Annotated in this window: 23 protein-coding genes; all 23 read right to left on the bottom strand. The window is 43.4% G+C overall.

Annotated elements, in window-relative coordinates; translation table 11 throughout:
* Positions 1-237: 237 nt before the first annotated feature.
* Positions 238-1,506 carry a GntP family permease gene (locus tag AC6CHU_RS01555; RefSeq protein WP_159866413.1) on the bottom strand — a complete coding sequence of 423 codons (1,269 nt, stop codon included), beginning with the start codon at positions 1,504-1,506 and terminating at the stop codon, positions 238-240.
* 124 nt (positions 1,507-1,630) lie between these two features.
* Complete coding sequence (locus AC6CHU_RS01550; protein WP_498119781.1) at positions 1,631-2,731, bottom strand: sugar diacid recognition domain-containing protein; 1,101 nt, start codon at positions 2,729-2,731, stop codon at positions 1,631-1,633.
* A gap of 94 nt (positions 2,732-2,825) precedes the next feature.
* Entirely contained in the window at positions 2,826-3,434 is a 609-nt protein-coding gene (locus tag AC6CHU_RS01545; RefSeq protein ID WP_498119779.1) for a precorrin-2 dehydrogenase/sirohydrochlorin ferrochelatase family protein, read from the bottom strand.
* On the bottom strand, positions 3,415-4,167 hold the full coding sequence (locus AC6CHU_RS01540) for a sirohydrochlorin chelatase (RefSeq protein WP_498119777.1): 753 nt from the start codon (positions 4,165-4,167) through the stop codon (positions 3,415-3,417). The genes AC6CHU_RS01545 and AC6CHU_RS01540 overlap by 20 nt, the downstream gene beginning before the upstream one ends.
* A gap of 31 nt (positions 4,168-4,198) precedes the next feature.
* Positions 4,199-4,975 (bottom strand): uroporphyrinogen-III C-methyltransferase, encoded by a 777-nt coding sequence (cobA, locus tag AC6CHU_RS01535; protein ID WP_159866404.1) that lies wholly within the window; start codon positions 4,973-4,975, stop codon positions 4,199-4,201.
* A gap of 306 nt (positions 4,976-5,281) precedes the next feature.
* Positions 5,282-5,881, bottom strand: coding sequence for an adenylyl-sulfate kinase (cysC, locus tag AC6CHU_RS01530; protein WP_498119775.1), 600 nt, complete (start codon positions 5,879-5,881; stop codon positions 5,282-5,284).
* 12 nt (positions 5,882-5,893) lie between these two features.
* Positions 5,894-7,039: a sulfate adenylyltransferase gene (gene sat, locus AC6CHU_RS01525; protein WP_159866398.1), complete on the bottom strand. Its 1,146-nt coding sequence runs from the start codon at positions 7,037-7,039 to the stop codon at positions 5,894-5,896.
* Positions 7,040-7,065: 26 nt separating this feature from the next.
* Complete coding sequence (gene cysP, locus AC6CHU_RS01520; protein WP_159866395.1) at positions 7,066-8,130, bottom strand: sulfate permease; 1,065 nt, start codon at positions 8,128-8,130, stop codon at positions 7,066-7,068.
* Positions 8,131-8,145: 15 nt separating this feature from the next.
* On the bottom strand, positions 8,146-8,862 hold the full coding sequence (locus AC6CHU_RS01515) for a phosphoadenylyl-sulfate reductase (protein WP_498119772.1): 717 nt from the start codon (positions 8,860-8,862) through the stop codon (positions 8,146-8,148).
* 105 nt (positions 8,863-8,967) lie between these two features.
* On the bottom strand, positions 8,968-9,126 hold the full coding sequence (locus AC6CHU_RS01510) for a YezD family protein (RefSeq protein ID WP_268891662.1): 159 nt from the start codon (positions 9,124-9,126) through the stop codon (positions 8,968-8,970).
* Positions 9,127-9,674: 548 nt separating this feature from the next.
* Positions 9,675-10,739, bottom strand: coding sequence for a M14 family zinc carboxypeptidase (locus AC6CHU_RS01505; RefSeq protein ID WP_498119770.1), 1,065 nt, complete (start codon positions 10,737-10,739; stop codon positions 9,675-9,677).
* A gap of 263 nt (positions 10,740-11,002) precedes the next feature.
* Positions 11,003-11,989: a Gfo/Idh/MocA family protein gene (locus tag AC6CHU_RS01500; protein WP_159866387.1), complete on the bottom strand. Its 987-nt coding sequence runs from the start codon at positions 11,987-11,989 to the stop codon at positions 11,003-11,005.
* 156 nt (positions 11,990-12,145) lie between these two features.
* Entirely contained in the window at positions 12,146-13,420 is a 1,275-nt protein-coding gene (larA, locus tag AC6CHU_RS01495) for a nickel-dependent lactate racemase (RefSeq protein ID WP_251282976.1), read from the bottom strand.
* A 14-nt stretch (positions 13,421-13,434) separates the two neighbouring features.
* The gene (locus tag AC6CHU_RS01490) at positions 13,435-14,274 is read right to left on the bottom strand and encodes an ABC transporter ATP-binding protein (RefSeq protein ID WP_251282975.1); all 840 of its coding nucleotides are present in this window, start codon (positions 14,272-14,274) and stop codon (positions 13,435-13,437) included.
* A 146-nt stretch (positions 14,275-14,420) separates the two neighbouring features.
* Positions 14,421-14,957 (bottom strand): gamma carbonic anhydrase family protein, encoded by a 537-nt coding sequence (locus tag AC6CHU_RS01485; RefSeq protein ID WP_251282974.1) that lies wholly within the window; start codon positions 14,955-14,957, stop codon positions 14,421-14,423.
* 22 nt (positions 14,958-14,979) lie between these two features.
* Positions 14,980-16,491, bottom strand: coding sequence for a tripartite tricarboxylate transporter permease (locus tag AC6CHU_RS01480; RefSeq protein WP_159866378.1), 1,512 nt, complete (start codon positions 16,489-16,491; stop codon positions 14,980-14,982).
* A 30-nt stretch (positions 16,492-16,521) separates the two neighbouring features.
* Complete coding sequence (locus tag AC6CHU_RS01475; RefSeq protein ID WP_498119766.1) at positions 16,522-17,022, bottom strand: tripartite tricarboxylate transporter TctB family protein; 501 nt, start codon at positions 17,020-17,022, stop codon at positions 16,522-16,524.
* 65 nt (positions 17,023-17,087) lie between these two features.
* Positions 17,088-18,125, bottom strand: coding sequence for a tripartite tricarboxylate transporter substrate binding protein (locus AC6CHU_RS01470; RefSeq protein WP_498119764.1), 1,038 nt, complete (start codon positions 18,123-18,125; stop codon positions 17,088-17,090).
* Between the two features lie 60 nt (positions 18,126-18,185).
* The gene (locus AC6CHU_RS01465; RefSeq protein ID WP_498119762.1) at positions 18,186-19,007 is read right to left on the bottom strand and encodes an enoyl-CoA hydratase-related protein; all 822 of its coding nucleotides are present in this window, start codon (positions 19,005-19,007) and stop codon (positions 18,186-18,188) included.
* Positions 19,000-20,247, bottom strand: a complete 1,248-nt coding sequence (locus AC6CHU_RS01460; protein WP_498119760.1) for a CaiB/BaiF CoA transferase family protein — start codon at positions 20,245-20,247, stop codon at positions 19,000-19,002. Before AC6CHU_RS01460 ends, AC6CHU_RS01465 begins: the two co-directional genes overlap by 8 nt.
* A 165-nt stretch (positions 20,248-20,412) precedes the next feature.
* Complete coding sequence (locus AC6CHU_RS01455; protein ID WP_159866367.1) at positions 20,413-21,066, bottom strand: GntR family transcriptional regulator; 654 nt, start codon at positions 21,064-21,066, stop codon at positions 20,413-20,415.
* A 252-nt stretch (positions 21,067-21,318) separates the two neighbouring features.
* Positions 21,319-22,311 (bottom strand): tripartite tricarboxylate transporter substrate binding protein, encoded by a 993-nt coding sequence (locus AC6CHU_RS01450; protein ID WP_498119758.1) that lies wholly within the window; start codon positions 22,309-22,311, stop codon positions 21,319-21,321.
* A 367-nt stretch (positions 22,312-22,678) separates the two neighbouring features.
* On the bottom strand, positions 22,679-24,034 hold the full coding sequence (locus AC6CHU_RS01445) for a (Fe-S)-binding protein (protein ID WP_498119756.1): 1,356 nt from the start codon (positions 24,032-24,034) through the stop codon (positions 22,679-22,681).
* Positions 24,035-24,046: the final 12 nt, after the last annotated feature.

Genomic DNA, 24,046 nt, shown 5'->3' with positions numbered 1-24,046 from the left:
CGGTATTTTGATTTGCTTTTTTTTGATGAGTGGTATTTTTTTTAGCTTTGACGCCGCTTGTTTTGGCTTTTTTCCAATAAAAGGTATCTATCTTGTATTTAGACGGAGGTTGTTTTCTTTCGCCCAATTAATGGTAGGTGTCTATCTTTTAGTTCCGCAGCTTAATTACAATTAGCCTGATTAGGTGTATTCGGGCGATGTCCAGTAAATCCACATTTACCGGACATCACTCGTGCATTACCCAAATATCTGAAAAACCCCAAATATCAAAGTTGAAATGACGGCAAGTATGAGACCAATTAGCGACTCATATGGCATTAGCTTTAAGCGTTCTTTCATGTCCATATTCACACTTCCTGCGGTCGCATGGAAAAAGCTTCCGTGCGGCAGATGGTCGAGTACGGTTGCCCCTGCGTGAATCATGGCGGCACCTGCCAATGCTGAAATGCCCAATCCTAAGATCGTGCTGCCGAAGACACCGCTTGCGACGGCGGTCCCGGCTGTTGTGGATGCTGTTGCAGCAGACATGAAAATACCTGAAACCGGCGCCAGCAGATATGCTGGCAGACCTGAAGATGTTAACGCATTAATGATTACATCTTTTAAGCTTGAGTTTGCGATGATTCCAGCCAATGTCCCTGTCCCAAGAAGCATAATGGCGACGCCTGACATTTTATTTAAGCCGGAAATAGCATATTCATTGATTTTCCTCGTCTTTTTCATCGCAATAGCCCCGATGATTCCTCCGGCCGGCAGTGCGATCATCGGATCAATGCTGATATCCAATAAAGGACGCAGGGCCAATAAAATGATTGTTACAAGTGGCGCGACCATGGAAGTGATAAATAATGGCAGCTTTGTCTGGCTGTCCACTTCTACTTCCCCATCAGAAATTGCAGAACCTTTATTGACCAATTTTTTAGCAATGATATAGGTGACTGCCAGTCCAAAGATAGCCGGGATGATTCCAGCGGCCATGACCGATGTAAGGGGAACACCAAAAGCATCTGAAGCAGCAATGGCATTTGGATTAGGGGACATGATGTTTCCTGCTTTCCCTCCGCCAATCATCGCCAGCAAAATGGCTGTTTTGGACAGTTTCGCTCTTTTGGCAATCGCCAGGGCAATCGGTGATACAGTGATGACGGCTACATCAACAAATACACCGACAGTTGTCAGGATCATTGTTGCCACCGCTAAGGCTAGAAGCGCCCGGGTCTCTCCGAATTTTTTTACAATGGTTTCGGCAATGGAGGAAGCGGCGCCAGATTCAATCAGGACACCGGCTAATATGCCGGCAGCAAGGATTCTGAGCACCGCCGGTATGATATCCTTGGCTCCTTCCATCATTAAATTCACCGTGTTCGTGATATCTGCTCCGCCGACTAAGCCGCCTATTAAAGCACCTGCGACCATTCCGTACGCGGGCGGAACTTTTTTCAAGATTAATAGTATGGCAATGACTAAGGCTGTTACAGCTCCTAAAGCGCTTACAGTTACATCCATTATGAGTCCTCCCGTGATGTTTGCTTATGTATCTATTGTAAGCGTTTGCGCGGTCTGAATCATTGGGAATGCTGATGAAAATAAACGGTTAAAATATTATAATGATTGTGCAACTGCACAATCATTAATGCCTTTTAATTAATTTGGCAACATATAATTCAAACATCATCTTTACATTCCGCGGATCCTTTCCAGTTAATTCAGTTATCTTATCCAGGCGGTATCTTAAGGTGTTGCGGTGGATGTATAATCGGTCTGCGGTTTTGCCAAGATCCCCGCCTTCTTTCATGAAGACATCCAGTGTTTGAGCCATTTCACCCTTTTTGTCCTGTTTCCTGAGCCGGTCATAGAAGGACAGGGTGTCCGTTTCCTTTAAAGATAGCATGGATATTTCAGCTTCGAGCCAGTACTGATCATAACTGTAATAGTCTGCGCCAGGCTGAATATCCGGTCCAATTAGGGTAAGCTGCCGTGCGTGCCGAAAAGATGTTTTCAATCCGTTTGATTTTTCAGAAGTGCTCCCAATTCCAATAACCGCTTTCCTTTTTGAAAGGCTGACAATCCTCTTTATAGAGGAGATCAGTTCAGAGCGCCCCCCTGCTTTTAAAATTACGATTTCATTGTTGAACGTTACCCCTGTTAAATCCTGGTTTCCCAACTCAAAATGGATCGTATTGATTAGCTTTTGATAGTCGTTCCCCAGTTCTTCCGGCAGCTTCAGCACAATGGCTGTACGCGGGATTTTAAGTTCATATCCCAAAAAACCGGCCCTTTCCTCTAACCAGGATTCATTTATGGACTCTTCAGAAATAAGCAGGTTTACAATTTCGCCCTGAAGACGCTGCTTCCACTGTACTCTTTCCATTAAAAAGGACTGTTCCAAAACGAGTTCAGCTGCCATTTTAACCAGTTCCGCATAATTCCGGATTTGCTCCGGTTCCCCCGTGATGCCGACTACACCGATAATTTGATTGTTAAACTGGATGGGCAGATTGATCCCGGGTTTAGCTCCTTTTAGTCCGGAAGCATTTTTTTCATCAATTTCCACGCTTTCGCCTTTCTTCAGGACCAGCAGAGCGCCGTCATGAACCTGATTGATCCTTTCCTTTTCACCAGATCCGATAATAATGCCTTCTTCATTCATAACATTAATGTTTTTATTAAGAATTTTCATCGTGCGCTCCACTATTTCCTGAGCGAGTTCATAGGATAAAAAATGCACCATTCACGCCGCCTTCCTGATTCATTACTTACAATGTACCATAGTGAATTTGCACAATAAACTAAATAAAACAACCGTGTGTGAATTACACGGTTGTTTATGATAAGGATTGCAGATATGACCATTTGCGCGCTCTCTCATCCTTTGAAAGGCGGAAGCGGTCATCCAGAAGTTCTGCAAGCAGCCCGTTTTTTTCTGAAGGAGGGATAGAAAGCTTTTTTATTTGATCGCGGCATTTTCCCAGAAATTCTGAATATGCGGTCCAGCTTTCATCAAATTGTTCGTCAAGCTGTTTTTTTAGCATCCGGGTCAGCTTCGGGCTCGCGCCATTGGAGGTGATGGCAATCTGCAGCGGACCTCGCCTTACAGCTGCCGGAAAAACCACATTTCCTTCATCAGCTTCATCGACAACACAGACAAGCTGCCCTGAATCCAGCGATTGAGCCAATGCATGGTTTGCTTCACGGTCATTGGTGGCCAGTATGGATAAAAAAGCATCCTTAAAATCAGCAGGCTGCGCTTCTCGATGAATGAGGTCATATCCTTTTTCTTGAGCGAAATGAATGAGGTCATCTGAAAAATCAAGAGAAACAAATGTGATATGGGCTCGTTCACCTTCAAGTGTTCTCGCTTTTCGAAACGCAATTCTGCCGCCGCCGGCAATGACGACTTTTTTGCCTGTTAAATCAATGAATAACGGCTGCATTTACATTCACCTCTCCATTTGCTTTTTCAGCGACCAGATTATGGATCACCTCATGTTTTCCCAGTGTATCAGTCAGAATCATGGAGCAGCCGGCCTTACCTTTCTTATTTACCTCTCTAATTACCTCACTTAGCAGAAGCCCTGAGAATAATAAATAAGGAATAACAATGACTTTGCCGCTTGCCTGCTGGCATATGGAATCAAGACCATTCTGAAAGGACGGAGCAGCTGCAGCCAAATAGCAGACCTGCACATTTTTCACGCCAAGGCGCTGGCTGATTCCGTTTTTAATAGATTTAAAGGCTTGGAGGATGGAAGAGTCGCTGCTGCCTCTTCCCACGATTAAAATAGAATCATCCACGCTGATTGGCTGCGCTTCTGCTGTAACCAGCTCTGAAATGGCAACAAGAATACTTTCCTGTACTCCAAACGGATCTGCCATTTTTACAGTGATGCCAGGATTGTTTTTTATTAACGGGCCAAGTGCTTCAGGAATATCCTCCTTGATATGCCCGGCGGCAAGTAAAAATAATGGCACAACGGTAATTTCAGAGGCTCCTTCCCGGACACAATATTCAAAGCCTGCCTTTATGTCCGGTTCTGTTAATTCAAGGAAGCAGAGCTTTTGTATAGGTGAGTTGACTTTTTTCATGACACTCTCGATAAAAAGGTTTGCTTCAGCAGCCCCTTTTTTTGAGCGTGTGCCATGACCGATGTATAGGACCGCTTTCATATGGCCCCCTCCTTTTCTATCAAACCGAAGCCTACCCTTGGACAGCAGGCAGATGCGGGACAATTTCCTCTTCGAACCAATTAATCTTATGGTGCATGGCGACAACATCTCCAATAACGATCATGCTTGGATTCGTGATGTTTGATTCTTTCACTTTGTTTTCAATCGTAGCAAGCGTGCCTGTAACGGTCCGCTGATCTGAAAGTGTTCCCCAGTGCACGAGGGCAATCGGTGTTTGAGGTGATTTCCCGTTTTGAATGAGGTTATTTATAATATTAGGCAAATGAGATACACCCATATATACGCAAATCGTATCTACAGCATGAGCCAAATGCGCCCACTGGTGCTCGGCCTCTTCGTTTCCGGCCTGATGACCTGTGACAAAGGCGAAACTTTTACTCAATGTTCGGTGTGTGACCGGTATTCCCGCGTAGGCAGAAGCCGCAATTCCTGCAGTGACTCCAGGCACAATTTCAAATGGCACATCATGATTGGCACATTCTTCTGCCTCTTCCCCGCCCCTGCCGAAGACAAACGGATCTCCGCCTTTTAGCCGGCAAACCAGCAGCCCTTTTTTTGCATATTTTACAAGAAGATGATTAATCGTTTCCTGCTTCATGACGTGGTGATTGGGGAGCTTGCCGCAATACACAAGCTGGGCTTCTTTTTTCGCATAGTTTAATAGTTCACGGTTTACAAGGCGATCATACAGAACAACATCCGCCTCCTGCAGGCATCGCATTCCCTTAACAGTCATCAGGTCCGGGTCTCCCGGTCCGGCACCTACCAAATAAACTTTTCCCGTCATTCTCATGCCCGCCCTTTCTGTAATGTCTTATAATATATGCACATTAATGCTTTTCCTAAGCAAATAATCTAATTGTTTTCTATAATACCATTTTTCGGGGTGAAATAGTAGGAATTATTTTTTTCAGAAAAGGAGTCTCCTATAGAAAGAGACTCCCGTTTTTATCGCAGTTTAACGGGCAGTAAGATCCCCACTTCAAGACTCAGAGGAATCAATTAAGAATAAGTGGGGTCTAACTGCCCGTAAAGGCCAGATTGGTTCATCTACCAATCAGCGGGAAAAACACCCACTGATTGAAGTTTCACTTTATAAGATATTCTTTTCACGCAAATGTGTTAATATTTGCCCGACTGCTTCTTCTACTGTGTACTGATCAGATCGTACCGTAATTTCAGGCTGTTCCGGTGCTTCATATGGGGAATCAATTCCTGTAAAGTCCTTAATTTCTCCGCGCCTGGCCTTGGCATATAACTGCTTTGGATCCCGCCGTTCGCATTCTTCGAGCGGACAGTCGATGAAAACTTCAATAAATTCTCCCTCTTCAAACAGCGCCCTGACTGTTTCCCTGTCTGACCGGAATGGAGAGATAAAAGCAGTTGTAACAATCTTGCCGCTGTCCACAAACAGCTTTGCCACTTCCCCAATGCGTCTGATATTTTCATTTCTGTCGGCTTCTGAAAAACCTAGATCTTTATTTAAGCCGTGTCTGACATTGTCCCCATCCAGAACATATTCATTGATGCCCTGGCGAAACAGTTCGTGGGATACAGCATTCGCAATCGTTGATTTACCTGAGCCTGAAAGCCCGGTAAACCAGAGGGCCACACTTCCATGGCCGTTCTGTGCCCGTCTGTCTTCTTTTGTAATTGCAGCTTCATGCCAGGTGATGTTTGTCGCTTTAGTCATTTTAACCGCCCCTTATACCGTTTCTTTTTCTCTCATGCCTTCAATTAACACTTCGACTACCTCTTTGCGGCTAAAGGTGGAAGGCGGCAGCTCCCCGTTGCGGAGCATTTCTCTTACTTTGGTGCCGGATAGAATGACGCGGTCTTCCTTGCTGTGCGGGCAGGTTTTATCAGATGCCATGCCTTCGCACTTATTGCAGTAAAAGCTGTGCTCAAAGAACAGCGGCTTGATGCCAAGCTCTTCTTCTGTAAAGTTGCTGAAAATATGCTGTGCATCGTATGTGCCATAATAATTGCCGACACCGGCATGATCTCTTCCAACGATGAAGTGTGTGCAGCCGAAGTTTTTCCTTGCTATGGCATGGAAGATCGCCTCACGCGGTCCCGCATATCTCATGGCTGCTGGATAAACAGCAAGCTGTGTGCGCTCTTTTGGGTAGTAATTTTCAAGCAGAACCCGGTAGCTTCTAAGTCGGACGTCTGCAGGGATATCATCTGACTTTGTTTCACCCACAAGCGGGTTCAAGAACAATCCATCCACCGTTTCCAAAGCTGCTTTCTGGATGTACTCGTGTGCCCGGTGCACAGGATTCCTTGTCTGGAAGCCAACAACTGTTTTCCAGCCTTTTTCTTCAAACAGCGCCCGTGTATCTTTTGGCTCAAACCAAACATCTTCTGCAACACCTTTACCAGGTTTTTTAATCAGTGTAACCTCGCCGGCAACATAAACTGGACCGCGTTCAAAAAGTCTTTTTACGCCTGGGTGCGCCAGCTCCTCCGTTTTATAAACTTCACGCGCTTCTTTGCTAAGGTCCGGCTCATACCATTCTGATACAGCGATGACTCCATATACTTCGCCTTCGTGAACCAGCTTAAATTTTTCACCGGCTGCAAGCTCTTTTGCTTTTTCCGCTGATACCGGAAGTGTAACCGGAATGGACCAAACCGTTCCGTCTGCGAGTCTCATTTTTTCAACAACAGATTCATAGTCTGCTTTTCCGATGAAACCTGTAAGAGGGCTGAATAAGCCAACACCGATAAGTTCCAGATCACTCAATGCGATGGCGTCTATTAAAATTTCTTTTTCAATTCCTGTCAGGTCATAATTGGGATTATAGTTTTGAATTAATTTTCCTCCATGAGGTTTCGGCAGAGCCATTTTACATCAACCTTTCTTTTTCATTTTTACTTTTTTTCAGTTATCGGGCTCACATTGGCTGGTGCCTGATTCATTAAGAATTTCACTCCAAAAACGGAGATAAGGACACCGGCCATTGCAATCACCGGATATACATTATGTTCAATGAGCAGCTGGATGAGCGTATAGGATAGGACCATCGATAAAACTGGTGAAACTACCCATACGACCAATAGCTGTACGACAATATCCTTCTTGAAGACTGAACGTCCCTGCTTTACAAATCCGATGCCGATAATGGACGATGTGGTAATTTGCGTTAAAGGGACAGGGATTCCAAAGACGGAAGCGATTGTAACAATACCTGCTCCAGTCCCTGAGATGACGCAGCCTTCTTCAAGACGGATTTTGGTAATCTTTTTGCCATTTGTCTCGAGGACTTTTTTTCCCAAGAGAACTGCTCCTAAAGCGACAAACAAGCCGCCCCAGAAAATCCCGCTGCCTGTGCTCATAATGCCGGCACCAACAAGTGGCCCAACTGCATTTGCGACATTGTTCATGCCAGCAGAGAAAGCTTCAAACACGCCCATAAAAACGACTAGTAAGGCTAAAATTGGAGCAGCCTTGGGCTTTTTAATCAGTTTCTGTACAAAATTTCTCTTTAATAATGCGGCCGCCGCTATGGCAATTAAAAAAGCGGCAAACGGTGTTATCAGCCAGAACATGACGATCCAGACAAGCTTTCCGGCAAATACGGATTGGTAGACGATGCCGGCACCAACAACAGAGCCGACCGTCACCTCACTGGTGGACAGCGGGATGCCGAATACATTTGCCAGAAACAGTGAAAGGGCCGCAGATGCAATCACAATCAGCGCGATGGCAACTGTGAAAGTCTCTTTAGGGACAATACCGCTGCCCATTGTTTTTACCACTTCTCCTCCGCCAAGCCATGCCCCGAAGAAAACGGCCATCCCGCAAAGCATGAGAGCTATCATGCGGTTTTTCAGGACACCGGAGCCATACGCAATTCCCATGGATGCTGCTGCTCCGCTTGCCCCGATATTCATGGCGAAAAATAAACCGACTGTGACCGCTATAATCGTAAGCATGGTATCATCCCCCTTTTAGCTCGTATGGAGGCCGCATTCAGTTTTGCCTGTGCCTGACCACCGGCCCGCACGGGAATCGCCATTTTCACCGACTGCCTGTGTACAAGGAAAGCAGCCGATGCTTGGATAGCCATGGTCATGCAAAGAGTTGTACGGCAGGTCTTTTTCCTTGATATAGGCCCAAACTTCATCCCATGTCCAGTGAATCAGCGGGCAGATTTTAATATTTTTGAATTTTTCATCCCTGTTCAGGAACTGCGTGTTCGCTCTTGTCGGTGACTGCTCGCGGCGAAGGCCGGAAATCCAGGCCTGCTTTGGTGTCAGCGCTTCTCTTAAAGGAATCACTTTGCGGATCTGGCAGCATGAATTCGGCTCCCTTTTCCAAAGGGCAGTACCGAACTCTGCAGCCTGCTGATCGAGTGTCAGCTTCGGTTCCTTCCGTTCAATCCTTAGAGTCGGAAAACGGGCTTCTATTTTATCAATCACTTCATAGGTTTCCGGAAAATGAAGCCCTGTGTCTAAAAAGACAATATGGGCATCAGGCTTAATTTGCTGAATAAGGTCAATTAGGACAATGGCTTCTGCCCCAAAGCTCGACGCATAAACAATTTTATCTTCAGGATAATGTTCATAAGCCCATTTCAATACAGTGGATGCGCCTTTTAATTTATTGTCAATTGGGAATGCATCAGATAATTGAGTCCAATTTTCATATGTTACTGCAGTGCTCATCTTGCAGTACTCCTTTCATGTTCCTGTGTGTTCTTTTTCAATCAAAAAAGGCCGTCTTCCCGACTGAAGAAAATCCTTCAGTTGAAAAGACCGCCTCTAGTTTTTCTAGTCAGCGCGCTTATTTGATTGAAGACGAACCTTTTCGTTCTTCTCAAGTTGTATAACCTTGCCATCCTGGACGACCAGCGTAATCGATCCGAATTTAATGTTCTGAAGCATCTGCTTTAAATGAGCAGATAACTCTTCCCAGTCTGCCTGTTTCAGTGAGGCTCGCCTCCTTTTTTTTGTTAAGGAAAGGATACGTTTTTTTATTTTTTTTGTTATGTTGAGATTAATCCTACCATACCCATAGGAATTGTCAACAACTTATTAAAAGAAAATTATAAAAATCTTATAAATGGGCTTTTCCTCACTGAAAACCGTTAGAAAAGTACCAGATCTTGTTTGTCTTAATTTACGTTAAATTAGCCTATGGGTTTGGGTTTTGTTATTGAAGATTATGCTGGATCCAAGGTTTTTGCTTTTAATGTGAGGTTTGGTTGGGAGTGGTGCAGCTTGTTTTGATTTTTGGCGGTAACGTCAAGTTAATCTGACGGGTGGAAGCTGCTTATATTCCCTTTTGCTGAAATAGACACATCTATCCTGCTCTTTGAGGCATCTTATTTCTCTTTTTCAAAATATATGGTGTAAAATGCTTAAGGTCATCTCTGGTTGCCATTACCTTGCCCAGAAGAGGACAACCAGGTCTTCAACACATAGCTGTTTTCCCAACAAAAAACACCCCCGGCATGATAACCGGGGATGCAGAAATTCTATTCGTCACTTTCTCCGTTTTGCCTTGTTGTCTGCTCAGGCAGGGTATCCCAGAAGCTGATGTCAGCAGAATTGATTGATCCGTCTGCAATTGCTCTTACTGTCGCATCCAGTGTGTTAATTGTCTGCTTGATGAGGTAGCCGTTGCTCTTTTGTCCAAGGGCGTATGGCTCGTAGTTGTGGTCGGACATTCCGCGCATTTCAAAAAGAAGGGTGGAAATGTCGTAGCGGACTGCAGCGCCGTTTCGGCCAATGTTTTCACCTGTGCCGCCGACATATTTGCCAATGTGGCCCCAGCCTGTATTGTGAAGCGTGTTAAACACAACAGATCCAAGCTTTTTAGATTTTTCAAGAACCTCCGGCTTTACATTGCTGTTGGTCGGATAAAGAATGCTTCCGGATACAAGCTTTCCTTCCGTTTCACTTAAAGTGCCCTGATGGTGAAGATCGATCATGTAATCGATATTATATTTCTGGAACACATTTTCATGTAGAGCACGCGCTTCAGGCTCCATTTCGCTTGGTTCTTTATCATGTTCCCGATTCAAATCCACACGATTGGCATTATAGCGAGTTAAATGGCGGTCGTCATCGGCAAGGTAATCGTCAAGTGAGAAGTCCACATCCCCCATGGCTCCATCTGCGTTAAGCATTGGGATAACGAGAATATTGACATCTTTTAGGACTCCGCTTGATTTCCCGGTGCCAAGGTGTTTGATAAACTCCAAGGCTCCTTCCGTTGTCAGCTGCTCATTTCCGTGCTGCTGAGTCAGAAAGAGAATAGTTGGATTTTCAGGGTTGGATATGTATTTTGCCATATGAATATCACGGCCTTTAACCGTCTGGCCGATAACTTCAAGCTGCATGGCTTCCTGTTTGGCATCCTGTGTTTTCAAATAATCTGTTAAACTGGCATATGTATGCAGTATAGAAGTCTGGATGGACCCGTTTCCTGTGCCCGGCCCATTTCCTACTGCACCTGCAGGCATGCCCACTGCTGTAACAGCACCCAGCGCCATTAAACCTGTCAGTGATACTGATAGAACTTTTTTCTTTAATGTCATGAAATTCATTCCCCCAGAATTGATAGATTAACTTACACTATTAATTCTAGTAGAGAAGCTATAGTGAGTTAATAGAGTATGCTACCTATTCTTTAGACAAATTTCGTGTAGCGAAATAAGTACTAATAGAGTAGTTTAAAAGCTTTAACTCTTGTAAAATTACTCCAATTTTACCAATTGAGTGATAATGACAAAAAATATCTATACTATAAAGTGTCAATAGAACTAAAAAGGACCGAACAGCAATTGTTCGGTCCTTTCGATTATTTCTGGTCAGCTGGATAAATCACACCGATTTGCCTGCGTGCTTCATCCAGAATTTCCATCGTTGCTATGGAGTTTGCAAACGAGTTCACTTCTGATTCGGTTTTGCCGGACTGAATCAGATTTATGAATTCTACTGCTTCGTAATACATGGTATCGCTTAATTGATCCCGGGTGAGGTCCTCCCTCTCTCCGTTCCGATAATGCAGTTCCACTTTTTCAGGATTGCTTATTCTGTCTATAACGAGATTTCCGTCTTCTCCTTGTATTTCGGAAGGGAGACTTGAGTCGGTTATTTTACTGAACATGATCACTGCATCCATATCAGGGTATTTAAGAACCATGCTTCCTTCCCCATCGACCCCGGACTCCAATTTAAAGCCGGCAGCTTTAATTTCCTCCGGTTTACCGAATAAAGCCACAAGGGGATAAATGCAGTAAATACCGATGTCCATTAATGAACCATTCGAAAATTCGGGTTTGAATGCATTCAGCACTGTTCCCTCCCTGTAGGCATCATACCTGGAAGAGTACTGGCAATAGTTTGCAAAATACCTGCGAACCTGTCCGATTTTAGATAGGTTTTCTTTTACCGCCAAGAAATTAGGCATTAAGGTAGATTTAAGTGCTTCCATGAGCAGAACATTATTTTCTTTTGCAGCGTTGATCATCTTCTGCAGTTCCTTTGCATTTGAAGCGATTGGCTTTTCGCATAGAACATGAACATGGTTATTCATAAAAATAGTTGCCTGCTCTGCATGCAGGGAATTCGGACTTGCAATATAAACAGCATCAATTTCTCCGCTTGCAGCCATAGTCTGCAGATCAGTAAAAGTCTTCTCTACTCCATATTTGCCTGCAAATTCTTTTGCTTTTTCATCCGTGCGGGAATATACAGCTGAGAGTTGGAAATCTTCAGCCTGCAATGCCGCTTTTAAAAATCTTTCTGTAATCCAATTTGTGCCTACTATACCGAAACGAACCAATTCTATTCCTCCAATATCTCCTATGGGATCATTATTCTCTCATTCTTAATGAAAATGAAAGAAATTGCAAGGATTTTCCCAGCCTTAACTATCATTCCTTTTCATCATAGGATAAATTGAACGAATCCAAAATTTTTTGTGATTGGTTTCTCATATTCAGCTTTTAACAGATTCCTTAATGTATGGAATGGTTAAGGGCCCAAGCGGCATAACCGCAATCCTTAAATCTTTTCCATGCTTTTGCTGCAGTTCTTTCACTGTTTTTTCAATAGAGGAAGACGGGAGGAACATAGCATTCTTAATATCTTCATTTGATAGGCTTGAATATACATACACATCAGCCCACACTTGAATAATGGCCTGTTTTTGAACTTGCCATTGGTCAAAAATTGAAAAGGCCGGATCCTCGATCATGTCTAATATTTCTTGCGGAGTTGCTTTCATTTTTAGAATTTCCGCGTAATTTCCGTGGTTTGGCAGGCCGTCGCTGCATTCGGAAGCGCAGATAATGGCGCCGCCCTTTTTTACAATTTTTTGTGCAGCGCTCATCCCTTTAACAGCCTGATATAAATTCTGGTCCAAAGGATACCCGCTATTGCTTGTAATCACAATATCGAATGGCTCTTCGCATGCCACCATTGAATGTTCTTTGACATATTCACATCCCGTTCTATGAGCCAAAATAACATCGCCTGCAAAAAAGTTGGTAATCTCTTTATCTCCGTTCAGCGTTACATTCAGCATAAAATCCGGTTTGGCCATAAGGGCTGCTTCTGTTGCTTCCCCTTGAACCGGGTTGCCTTCAATTTTACCCCAGGTACTGTCTTTATCTCCGATCATTCTGGCATTATGAAAATGCATAATGGTATCAATCCCGGCAATGCCAGGCATTATACCCTTTGGCCCCCCGCTGAACCCAGCAAAAAAGTGCGGTTCAATAAAGCCTGTAACAATTTTAAAATCACTTTGGCAATATTCACTATTAAAGTAAACCTCACCCCCGTATGAGGTTGTGCCCAGGTAGGTCTGTGTGGTCCGATCGAATGCATTATTATTAATGACCCGCACCCGTTTCACAATGTCCTCCCCAAGCATTTGAATAAGCTCTTCTCTTGTATTGTCACGGTGACTGCCTGTGCCATTAATGATGATAAATTGGTCTGCCGGGACATGGCTTAATTCTTCCATTATCCACGGAACCAGCTTATAATTTGGTGTGGGTCTTGTCATATCGCTAATGACAATTGAAACCGTATCCGTGCTTTTTACCATTTCTTTTAATGGCTTTGTCCCAATGGGATTTCTCATGGCTTTAACTGCTTTTTGTTTTTCGTCATCCAAGCCGGGAATATGGACAGGTTCAATTACTTCTGTATGATCGGGAAGATTGACCAGAAGTCCTTCTTTCCCATATGCCAATTTAATTTCCAAGGTACCATTCCTCCTTACATTAGCTGCTTGCCTCCGCTTATAACGGGCTGTGAAGATTTAACACGAATCCAGGCACGGCCGTTTTCCCACTCTACTGATAAAGGAACACGGAATGTTTCCTCCAGTTTCCGCTCTGTCACGACAGTATGTTTCTCACCCTGCGCCACAACTTTGCCTGATTTCAGGAGCATTACATGGGAAATGGATGGAACGATTTCTTCAATATGATGAGTCACATAAATGACGGTGGGACCATCTGGAATGGACATCATCTTCTCTATAGAGGACAGCAATTCTTCTTTGGAATAGATGTCAAGGCCATTACATGGTTCATCCAATATTAATAAACGGGGGGAAGACATCATCGCTCTCGCAATCATTGCCTTTCGTTTCTCTCCTTGAGAAAGTGAGGTAAGCGTCTGGTTTTCAACATGGCTGATGCCAAATTGCTTCATTAATTCTTTTGCCTGTTCTAAATCTTGCTGCGTAATCTCCTCATACAGCCCAATAGACGCAAATTTACCGCTTAATACAATCTCAAGTGCCGTATCAGCCGGACGGAACTGAAATTTGTCATCCAGCGATGTGCTGACCCAACCAATGGATCTTCTTAGTTCCGGGATGTTGGTTTTTCCGAAAACATTGCCCAGTACTGAAACACTTCCGCCGTTAGGCCATTTATAGCCGGTAATCATATTCAGGATGGTGGTTTTTCCAGATCCGTTTAATCCAAGGAGTGCCCAATGCTCTCCTTTCTGCACCTCCCAGGATACATGATCAAGAATGTTTTTTCCGTTTCTTTTCCAGCTGATTTGCTCGAGAGAAATGACACTGCTGCATTGTGTATGGCTCATCATGATCCTCCTATCTTAAAAATAATGCGAACTTTATAGAATAAAATAAAAAGAGAGCTGAAAGACACTATAAATTGATTTCCATAAAGGATACAGGAAATCCTGTGTCTCAGCTCATCATTTTCAGATTTAGGCTAATCTTCCGTCTAAAAGGAACTGGTTAGCTCGGAAACGATTCCATTGCGGCGAAATTTTACCCCGTTTTTCTGATAGAATTTTGCCCCTTCCAGGATACGTCCTTTTAATTCCTCATTCACTGGTTTTAGAGGCTTTGCAGGAACACCTGCAGCAAGGGTATGATTTTCGATTACTTTATGTTCTCCTACAACGGCACCAGCGGCGACAACGGCCCCTTCTTTGATATGTGCTCCGTTTAAGACAATCGCTCCCATGCCTATAAGAGCTCCATCTTCGATTGTGCAGCCATGAATAACACAGTTATGTCCAATGGTTACGTTTTTTCCTATGCTGACGGGATACCCTTCATCCACATGAATCATGGTTCCTTCCTGAACATTTGTACCCCTTCCGATTTTAATAGAGTCATTGTCCCCTCTTAGCACAGTATTAAACCATATGGATACATCAGCTTCCAGCTTAACATTCCCGATCACATACGTATTTGGGGCCAAGTATACAGATTCATGGACAGCAGGTTTCATGCCTTCAAATTCATAGATCATTCAAAACAGCTCCTATTCTTTTTTATGAGGCGATTGTATTGCCTGAATCATTTAAACGGTTTTTCCTGTTCTTAACCCATTTATTTAGAAGCGGATACAATATACTGATGATTGATAGGATGATAAATGTTAACGCGATAGGCCTGGTAAAGAAGATGGATATATCATTATTGGACATTTGCATCGCTCTTCTAAATTGATCTTCGGCAATTGGGCCAAGTACCACTCCTAAAACAATCGGAGCCAAAGGGAATTTAGCATTTTCCAGGTAGTAGCCAATAATGCCGAACAGAAGCATCATGCCAACATCAAAGATGGAGTTTCGAACAGCAAAGGTTCCCACTATACAAAACAGCACGATTAATGGCCCTATCACTGTATACGGAACCTGAAGAATCTTGGAGAACACAGAAATAAACGGTTTTGCAATGACAATGATTAATAGATTAGCAACAAGAAGACCCATTAAAATGGTATAAATCAAAGATCCCTGTGTTGAAAACATTAGTGGACCTGGCTGTATTCCGTGAAGAATAAAGGCCCCCAGTAAGATGGCGGTTGTAGCACTCCCGGGAATTCCAAGAGACAGCAATGGAACCATAGCTCCCATAGCTGCTGCATTATTGGCTGATTCAGGGGCAGCAATCCCCTCTGGTATGCCAGTTCCGAAATCTTTGGAATTTTTAGACCAGCGGGCTGCTTCACTATAGCTCAGCATGGCAGCAGTCGTTGCCCCAATTCCCGGCAAAATGCCGATAAAAACACCTAATATTGATGAACGCCCAATGACACCGGATATCCGTTTCATAATATTCCAGTTAGGGAGTTCAGATCTGACCTTTTGCTTTGAATTGACTTTATGGACCTGCTGCACTCGCCGCAGCACTTCAGAAATGGCGAATAATCCAATCAGGACAGGAATGAAATCAATTCCTGACATTAATTGGCCAGAACCGAAAGTAAATCGGGGGACCCCAGTCATCGTATCGATTCCAATCGTTGCAATGAACAAACCAAATGAAACGCCAATGAATCCTTTCACAAGATTTCCGGCACTTAGGGAAGCTACTACGGTAAGCCCCATCAGTGCCAGAGCAAAGTATTCAGGAGAAGAAAACTTAAGAGCAAATGATGCAAGAAGAGGTGTTAGAAAAATCAAGACAATCGTACCAAATACACCTCCAGTGGCAGAGCTGAATATGGAGATGCCGAGTGCTTTCCCCCCTTCGCCTTTTTTAGCCATAGGGTATCCGTCAAATATGGTAGCCACAGCTTCGGGTGTCCCGGGAGTCCGGAATAAAATAGCGCTGATAGAACCGGAAAATACCGAAGTAGCATAGATGGAAGTCAGCAGCAAAAAGGCCGCAGTCGGGTCCATTGCATAGCTGACCGGCAGGAGGATAATAACGAGCATGGTTCCGCTGATTCCAGGTATGCCGCCTCCTATAAATCCAAGCAGGACACCGATCAATAGTATGAACAGATTGAATGGTTCGAAAAGATTCCCAAAACCGCCTAAAAGTCCTTCAACCAATGTGAATCACCTCTTTTATTAGAATGGCCGTTAATAAAACATCAAACTGAACACCTGGAAAATCCCTATTCCCCTTGGGAAAGGCAAGTTCAGCAGAATTGGAAACAGTACAATGGACCCTGCGGTTGAAAGGACACCGGTTAAAAACGGACGCACCCTGCCTTTCATGCCGAAGAGAATAGCTAAAGCAAAAACCCCAAAGATAGTGGAGACAATAAAACCAACATAACCCAAAACGAATGTATAGACGGCAAGAATCACCAGCATAAGGAAGAACCTTTTTGGATAAACAAGTTTTTCATCATCAGCTTCATTTTCCGAATCACTTTTCTGTATATTCTGATTATTTTTAGCCTTAAACGTCCTAATCAATAAGAAAACAGACAAGATGAGCATTAAAAGCATTAGGGCTGCAGGCCAGGCTCCAGGTGCAATAAAGTTTCCTGTCCTATTTTCAATTTGGAAGGACATCACCAGAAAAAAAGATGAAAAAACAATCATTATTATTGAAAGGTTGCGTTCTAAAGTCATATTTTACCCCCCTGACTTTTTAAAAGTCATCGGGAAAATGCGTTCTCCCGATGACTTGTTTCTGCTTAATGGCCCTCTACAATCGATTCGTATGTTTTTATTTTGTTCTCAAGATTCTTTTTAAAGTCCTCCCCATTCAGCCAGCCGTCACGTAAATGCAGATAACTGTCTTTCTCATACTTCATATATTCTTCACTGTCTTTTGCTTTCTCTAATGCCTGCTGAAGTGCGTCAACAATCTCATCTGGAGTATCGGCGTGCACCAGCAATCCGCGTTCTTGTCCTTCTGTGAGGTCAATTCCTTTTTCCGTCGAAATAGGTGTCTCTTCAAAGCCTTCTAATTTCTTGTCTGTAAATGCCAGCAGCATTTCAACAGACCTATCTTCAATTTGGGCAATGCTGGGACCGATTTCTTCAAGCATCCCATCAATATGTCCGCCTAACAAGGCTGCATGCATCTCCCCTGCATCTTCATAGGAAATATAATTAAGTTTGATCCCGGCCTTTTCTTCAAACTGCCGCAGAACCAATTCATCAAACCCTACAGCTCCTGTTCCTCCTACAGAAATTTTGCCTGGGCTCCCCTTAGCCTGTTTAATAAAATCTTCATAGTCAGTGAACTTTTTTCCTTTAAGTACCTGGAGGGACATGGTATCCTGCTGAACACGTCCTATCGCTTTATATTGGCTCAAATCATGCGGAGTGGTTTTTCGGGCAACATTGATCGGATAGTTGGAAGAAATCGCCCAGATAGTATAGCCATCCGCAGGCTGTCTCGCTGTATGGTCGCCGGCGTTAGCACCTGAGGCACCAGGTAAATTGACCACATTTATATTAACATCAAGTGTATCGCTCATTTCTTTGGCGATTGAGCGCGCAAAGGTATCGGTTCCTCCGCCGGCACCCCATCCGACAACAATTTCGATATCTCTTTCAGGATATTTGCCTGTACTGTTTTTTCCATCTGAATTGGCACTTGTCCCTGAACTGCAGCCTTGCAGGACCAAAAGCAGTATGGTAAGCAGCGATAATAGTGAGAACTTGCTCATTTTCATGTATTCTCCATCCTTTTTTATTAGTTGGAACCATTGCAGTTCCTCCATAAATTTCCTGCTCTGCCCTTAAGACTTACCTCTGCTGACTGAAGGTTAACCGGTTGATTTCTATGAATATTTGAAATTTGGTTTCCGTTTTTCCAGGAAAGATCGGACTCCTTCTTTATAATCCTCAGAGAGAAAGGATTCAATGATCAGCTTTGATGCTTCAGGTGAATCCTCCTGGGCACCAGACAGTACTTCATTGATTATTTTCTTCGACCCTCTGACGGAGGCTTGAGCATTTCTGCAAATTAACTCCGCATAAGAGAGAGTTTCCTCCTTAATGGACACGGAAGGGATGATCCGGTCAATCAGGCCAATCTGTAAAGCTTCTTCAGCATCCAGTAATCGTCCGGTGTAGAGAATATCTTTCGCTTTGGATGGGCCAACTAAGTCTACAACGTTTTTGGTTCCCGGCGTATTGTATACCAATCCAAGCTTTGCAGGGGTTATGCCAAACTTCCCGTTTTCATCTGAAAACCTGAAATCACAGGCCACCGCAATTTCACAGCCTCCCCCTACACAAAAACCCCGAATCATGGCAATCGTTGGCTTAGAGGCATTCATAATAGCTTTTTCAGCTATCATGGTAGCTTCGTTATATTTTTCTGCTCCCTCAGCCGTATATCTCAGCGTTTTAAATTCTTTGATATCTGCCCCTGCAGAAAAGGCGACTGATCCTTTTCCTTTAAAGATAATCACTTTTATGTTGGAATCCTGTTCACATTCTTCCATGAGCTCAGGAATTTTTGTCCATATATCAAAGCTTAACGCATTCCGTTTTTCCGGACGGTTGAAACAAATGTATGCGATTTCACCTTCTTTTTCCAAAAAAACAGGGTCGCGGCATGTTTTTTCTTCATTTATGGCTTCAAGGTTTTTAGACATGGTTTCTACAACCTTTCTCTTCATTTTTTTTCATTAAATTCGTATCTTCCATAGTTTTCACCGCACCTGACTCTGTAAGCTTTGTAATATCATCTTGGTCGTAGCCCAGTTTTTCCAGCACGGCCACGGTATCCTGTCCGAAAAGAGGGGACGCCGTTCGTACTTTGCCCGGTGTTTCTGAGAATTTCGTTGGAATGCCGATCATCTTCATTTTTCCGATAACCGGATGCTCAACTTCTTCAATCATCCCTCTTGCATCGTAGTGGGGATCCTGCACAGCTTCTGCAAAATTATTGATTGGCCCTGCTGGAACTCCTGCTTTTTCACAGCGATCAATCCAATACTCCGTTTCGTGACGCATTAATACTTCTTCAATATCTTCTTCAAGTTCTAGGACATGCTTATTTCTTAATAAATTCGTTTTATATCGCGGGTCGGTAATCCATTCGGGCTTTTCAGCAACCTCTATGCAAAACCTTTCCCATGTTCTTTGATTTGCACATCCAAGCATCATATAGCCTGATTTTGTTTTAACAGCCTGATATGGAGCTGAGACTCTGTGCCGCCACCCAGTCGCTTGCGGAATCGTGCCTTCAGCAAAATAAGCACCTGCTTCCCATGTAAACCAAGGCAGTCCTATTTCGGCAAGAGCTATATCCAGATGCTGCCCTTTGCCTGTTTTCATTTTATGAATATAGGCTGCAAGAATGGAGTAGGCAGCTGTAATCCCTGCGCCTATATCATAAACAGCTATTCCAGACTTCATGGGCCTCATCCCTTTTTCCCCTGTCATGCTCATTAAACCTGTCATCCCTTGGGCAACAAGATCGAATCCGCCTTTATGGGAATAGGGACCAGTCTGTCCATAACCTGAAATGGAACAATAGACAAGAGCTGGGTTAATTTTCTTCAAGCTTTCATAATCAATGCCGAGCGACTTCGTAACGCCGGGACGGTAATTTTCTACAACAACGTCCGCTTCTTTTGCGAGCTTATAGAAAATCTCCTTGCCTTCTTCACTTTTAAGATTAAGTGCAATGCTTTGTTTGTTGCGGTTGATCTGAAAAAAACAAGTGGATTCCCCATTCACATATGGCCCCATTTGCCGGGAATCATCACCGCCGTTGACTTTTTCTACTTTCATGACATCTGCTCCTAAATCAGCTAAAACCATCGTACAGTATGGCCCAGCCATTATTTGAGAAGCATCAAGGACTTTCATTCCTTGTAAAGGTCCCATTTCAAACACCCCATCTATAATTTGTGTGTCTGAAGCGAGCCCGATTGAACCGGCAGTTGTTCATTTCTATACAATTTTTATCTTTGTATGGTATAATTAAGGTCGATTTATTTATTATGGGTGGAACATTTCTATTTTGGCGAGTGGAGATGTTCCCCTTTTTTATTACTCGCGGATCATATTGGTTCCGCGTTCTAAATCATTCCGAAGATGAATTTTTACGTTTCGTATAACCGATTCCTCATCACGAGCTATTAGAGCATTAAGGATTTGGCGATGTTCCTTAAGGATTTCTCTGTTGTGCTCATTATTTTTGAGGATATTGGCACGGTAGAGCAATAGAAATGAACGAACCTGCTGAAGCAGGTGTAATGCCCGTTTATTCGGACTGGCTTCTAAAAGACGATCATGGAATTGTGCATTTAGCTCTAATAATTGAAGGTGATTCCCCTCTTCAAATGCCCTTTCTGCATCCACAAGAATAATCTTAATCTCTTCCAGTTCCTTGTCTGTAATCGTTTTCAAAATTAAGCCCGTGATGGTGGGCTCGAGCATCAGCCGGCATTCATATAAATCATTAAAATCACTTTCTTCCAGCTTGACGACACTAAGCCCCAGATGGTCCTGGACCAATAACCCCTCAATTTGCAGCTGGCGCAGAGCTTCTCTTAACGGGGTTCGGCTAATGTTATATTTCTCTGCTAACTGTGAAACATTGACTTTCTCACCTGGTTTCAATTCACCTGCCAGGATCGATCTTTTAATAATGTCATAGATTTGCTGATAAAGCGGCTGTGAAAATTGCAGGCTTTGCACCACTTAAATATTCTCCTCCTTTCCAGTTCCCCTAAATTCAGAACGGGTTTTATTGCTGAATGCTGTATCCAGGATACAGTGTCTATGTTGATGATAATTAATATTCTGAAAAGTGTCAATATTATAAATAAATTTTTCACAGTTATATAAAACTAGTCAAATTTCGACACTGCCTTTGGGCCTGTCACCCTCTGCAGCCGATTTTTCTCATGAAACAGCAGAAAGGCTGAGTTTCTGCCTTTCTGCTGTGTTTGGTTAGTTCATATCATTTAGAAGGCTGCCGTAAGTATCAATTAAGTTCTCCAGTTCAGCATTGTAATCATCCGCACCTAACCAGCCATCACGCAAATGCAAGTAACTTGCTTTTTCATATTCTTTGTATCCTGCCCGGTCTTTTGCTTCTTTAAGTGCATTTTCCAGCACCTCTATTATTTCAGGAGGTGTATCCGCATGAACCATAAATCCTCTGCCCTGTCCATCTGTTACATCGATGCCCATCTCAGTAGAGGTTGGCACATCTTCAAATCCTTCCATCTTTTCTTCGGTAAAGGCAATTAGCATCTTGATATCACCGCTTTCCAGCTGTGCGATGGAAGGTCCGGGCTCCTCTGCAATGACATCAATATGTCCTCCAAGAAGGGCCGCTGTCATTTCGCCTGAACCTTCAAAAGAGATATAGTTAAATTTGGTTCCAGTGGCTTTTTCAAATTGCTTAACCACCAGTTCGTCAAACCCTGCGGAACCTGTGCCGCCAATCGTGATTTCTCCTGGCTTTTCTTTCGCCTGTGCAATTAAGTCATCGATGTCTTTAAACTTCCCGCCGTTCTTTACTTGAAGCGTCATCGTGTCATTTTGAACCCTGCCAACAGCTGTTAATTTGCTTAAGTCATTTTTTTCTGCACCTGCCGCAATATTCACCGGGTGATTGGATGTAGCAGACCAGATTGTATAACCATCAGCCGGCTGCCTTGCCACATGGTCAGCAGAGTTGATTCCAGATGCTCCAGGCATGTTCACAACATTGATATTGACACCTAGTATGTCTTTAAGCTCTTTGGCTATAGCCCTTGCAAAATTATCGCTGCCGCCGCCTGCACCAAAGCCAACCACAATTTCAATTTGCCTTTCAGGATAATTGCTGCTTCCCTTTTCTTCCGAACTTGCTTCTTTAGGTGACGAACTGCATGCCTGCAACATGAATAGTAATGCAATGACAAGAGACAAAAACGAAAACTTCTTTAATTTCATACACATTCCCCCGTATTAAGAAAAATTTTTAAATTTCTGAAATTTTTCTTGCTTGTAAGTATTCACTTATCAAATAGGATGCAGAACCATTTCCATTCTCTTACCTTGCCGCAGCCGTCATGTCACCTCCCCAATATGTGTCATTACTCATATAGCAAGATGCAATTTTCGTGCCGAGTTGCCAAAAGGGGGGATTAAAAAATGCTAAATTTTCAGATTAGGATAATTAAATGTAAGCCTTTTCAATAAAATTCGGACATTCTCTGTTTTAGTTTGTCTGCAGCACTCATTCCTTTTTATTGGACAATTGCCTGGTTATCGTTCTCTTTTGAAACAATCTGTCTTTCTAATCCGTATCATTATGAAACTATTTTTTGGCCTCTTCAGCTTCTGCCTTTTCAATTGATTCCATCAGATAATCAACCACATGTTTCGATTCAATTACGCCTTCCATGCCTTCCCGGTAAACACCAAGCTTCATTTGAAGATAGCATCCTGGATTGGCAGTAATTAATACAGCCGGTTTCGTTTTTTTCACATTCGTCATTTTTTTGTCCAATATATCATTAGCAAGTTTTGGCTGCAGTAAATTATAAATACCGGCAGAGCCGCAGCAGTACTTTTTCTCAGGGAGCTCTACATACTCAGCGTTCGAAATCTGTTTTACCAATTTTGCAGGAGCATCCTTTACTTTCATCACGTACTGAAGGTGACAGGAAGGCTGATATGTGACTCTTTCTCCACTTCCTGATGCGGCAGGCAGCCCGCCTTTTTCATAAATAATTTCACTAATATCTTTTATCTTAGCGGAGAAAGCTTTTGCCCGTTCCAGCCATACTGGATCATCACGAAAGAAATCGGCATATTCAGCAAGTGCAGCTCCGCATCCTCCCGCATTTGTGATGATATAGTCAACATCTGCTTCTTCAAAAGCCTGTATGTTCGCTTTTGCCAATTCGATTGTTTTATCTTTTCTCCCGCTATGGTGGTGCAGAGCTCCACAGCAAACCTGAGACCTCGGAGTGACCACATCAAACCCTGCCTTTGACAGCAGATTAATTGAATTATCATTGGTTTCTCTGAACATAACATCCATAATGCATCCATGGAAAAATGCCACCCGGCCATTTCCATTCTTTTCTTCCTGTGCCCTGGATGTAAACTCCTGGTGCTCTTTTCTCTTTGAAGGCGGGAGAAATTCTGGTGTTATTCGTTCCATCTGCCTCATCTGATCCGGGAATAATTTCAATAAACCCAGTTTTCTTGTTAGAGACTGCATGCCGCTTTTTTGATAAAACCACAGCAAGTTTCCAACCGTATTAAGCCTATTCTGATCAGCAAGAATATGGTCAAAAAAGAAGTCTTTGAAAGTGCGCGCAGTTTTGGCCGGTTTTTTAATATCCGTTTGAACAGGCAACGAATTCTGCACGGGTGCTTCAACAGCTGCTGCTATTCTCTCTTTGGCGAGCATGACAATATCAGGCACCTGCACATCAATAGGGCATGCATCCACACATGCCGAACAAAGCAGGCACCGATCCAGCTGATCTTTTATCTCCTCGTTTACAGGGATATCTCCTTCAAGCAGACTCCTTGCCATTAATACTCTTCCTCTTGGCCCGTCCGCTTCTCTTCCTGTGATATTTAATGTGGGACATACATTGCGGCAGGCCCCGCAGCGCACGCATGTACGCATAGATTCTTCCGCGGTAAGAAGCTTCACCTTCTCATCACC

The organism is Cytobacillus sp. GQ23 (assembly GCF_059758675.1).
Note: the sequence above shows the minus strand (reverse complement) of the source record. Positions and strands in the feature narration are given on the sequence as shown.

Coding starts and splice junctions, on each gene's coding strand:
- sat (WP_159866398.1), bottom strand. CDS start 7,039: ATGGCTCTGCCGAAACCTCATGGAGGAAAATTAATTCAAAACTATAAT.
- AC6CHU_RS01485 (WP_251282974.1), bottom strand. CDS start 14,957: ATGATCTATGAATTTGAAGGCATGAAACCTGCTGTCCATGAATCTGTA.
- AC6CHU_RS01470 (WP_498119764.1), bottom strand. CDS start 18,125: ATGGAGGAACTGCAATGGTTCCAACTAATAAAAAAGGATGGAGAATAC.
- AC6CHU_RS01475 (WP_498119766.1), bottom strand. CDS start 17,022: ATGACTTTAGAACGCAACCTTTCAATAATAATGATTGTTTTTTCATCT.
- cysC (WP_498119775.1), bottom strand. CDS start 5,881: ATGACTAAAGCGACAAACATCACCTGGCATGAAGCTGCAATTACAAAA.
- AC6CHU_RS01450 (WP_498119758.1), bottom strand. CDS start 22,311: ATGAAATTAAAGAAGTTTTCGTTTTTGTCTCTTGTCATTGCATTACTA.
- AC6CHU_RS01555 (WP_159866413.1), bottom strand. CDS start 1,506: ATGGATGTAACTGTAAGCGCTTTAGGAGCTGTAACAGCCTTAGTCATT.
- AC6CHU_RS01460 (WP_498119760.1), bottom strand. CDS start 20,247: ATGGGACCTTTACAAGGAATGAAAGTCCTTGATGCTTCTCAAATAATG.
- cobA (WP_159866404.1), bottom strand. CDS start 4,975: ATGACGGGAAAAGTTTATTTGGTAGGTGCCGGACCGGGAGACCCGGAC.
- AC6CHU_RS01465 (WP_498119762.1), bottom strand. CDS start 19,007: ATGTCTAAAAACCTTGAAGCCATAAATGAAGAAAAAACATGCCGCGAC.
- cysP (WP_159866395.1), bottom strand. CDS start 8,130: ATGCTTACGATTATAGCGGTCACAGTCGGTTTATTTTTCGCCATGAAT.
- AC6CHU_RS01550 (WP_498119781.1), bottom strand. CDS start 2,731: ATGGTGCATTTTTTATCCTATGAACTCGCTCAGGAAATAGTGGAGCGC.
- AC6CHU_RS01515 (WP_498119772.1), bottom strand. CDS start 8,862: ATGAGCACTGCAGTAACATATGAAAATTGGACTCAATTATCTGATGCA.
- AC6CHU_RS01505 (WP_498119770.1), bottom strand. CDS start 10,739: ATGACATTAAAGAAAAAAGTTCTATCAGTATCACTGACAGGTTTAATG.
- AC6CHU_RS01540 (WP_498119777.1), bottom strand. CDS start 4,167: ATGAAAGCGGTCCTATACATCGGTCATGGCACACGCTCAAAAAAAGGG.
- AC6CHU_RS01490 (WP_251282975.1), bottom strand. CDS start 14,274: ATGAGCCATACACAATGCAGCAGTGTCATTTCTCTCGAGCAAATCAGC.
- AC6CHU_RS01545 (WP_498119779.1), bottom strand. CDS start 3,434: ATGCAGCCGTTATTCATTGATTTAACAGGCAAAAAAGTCGTCATTGCC.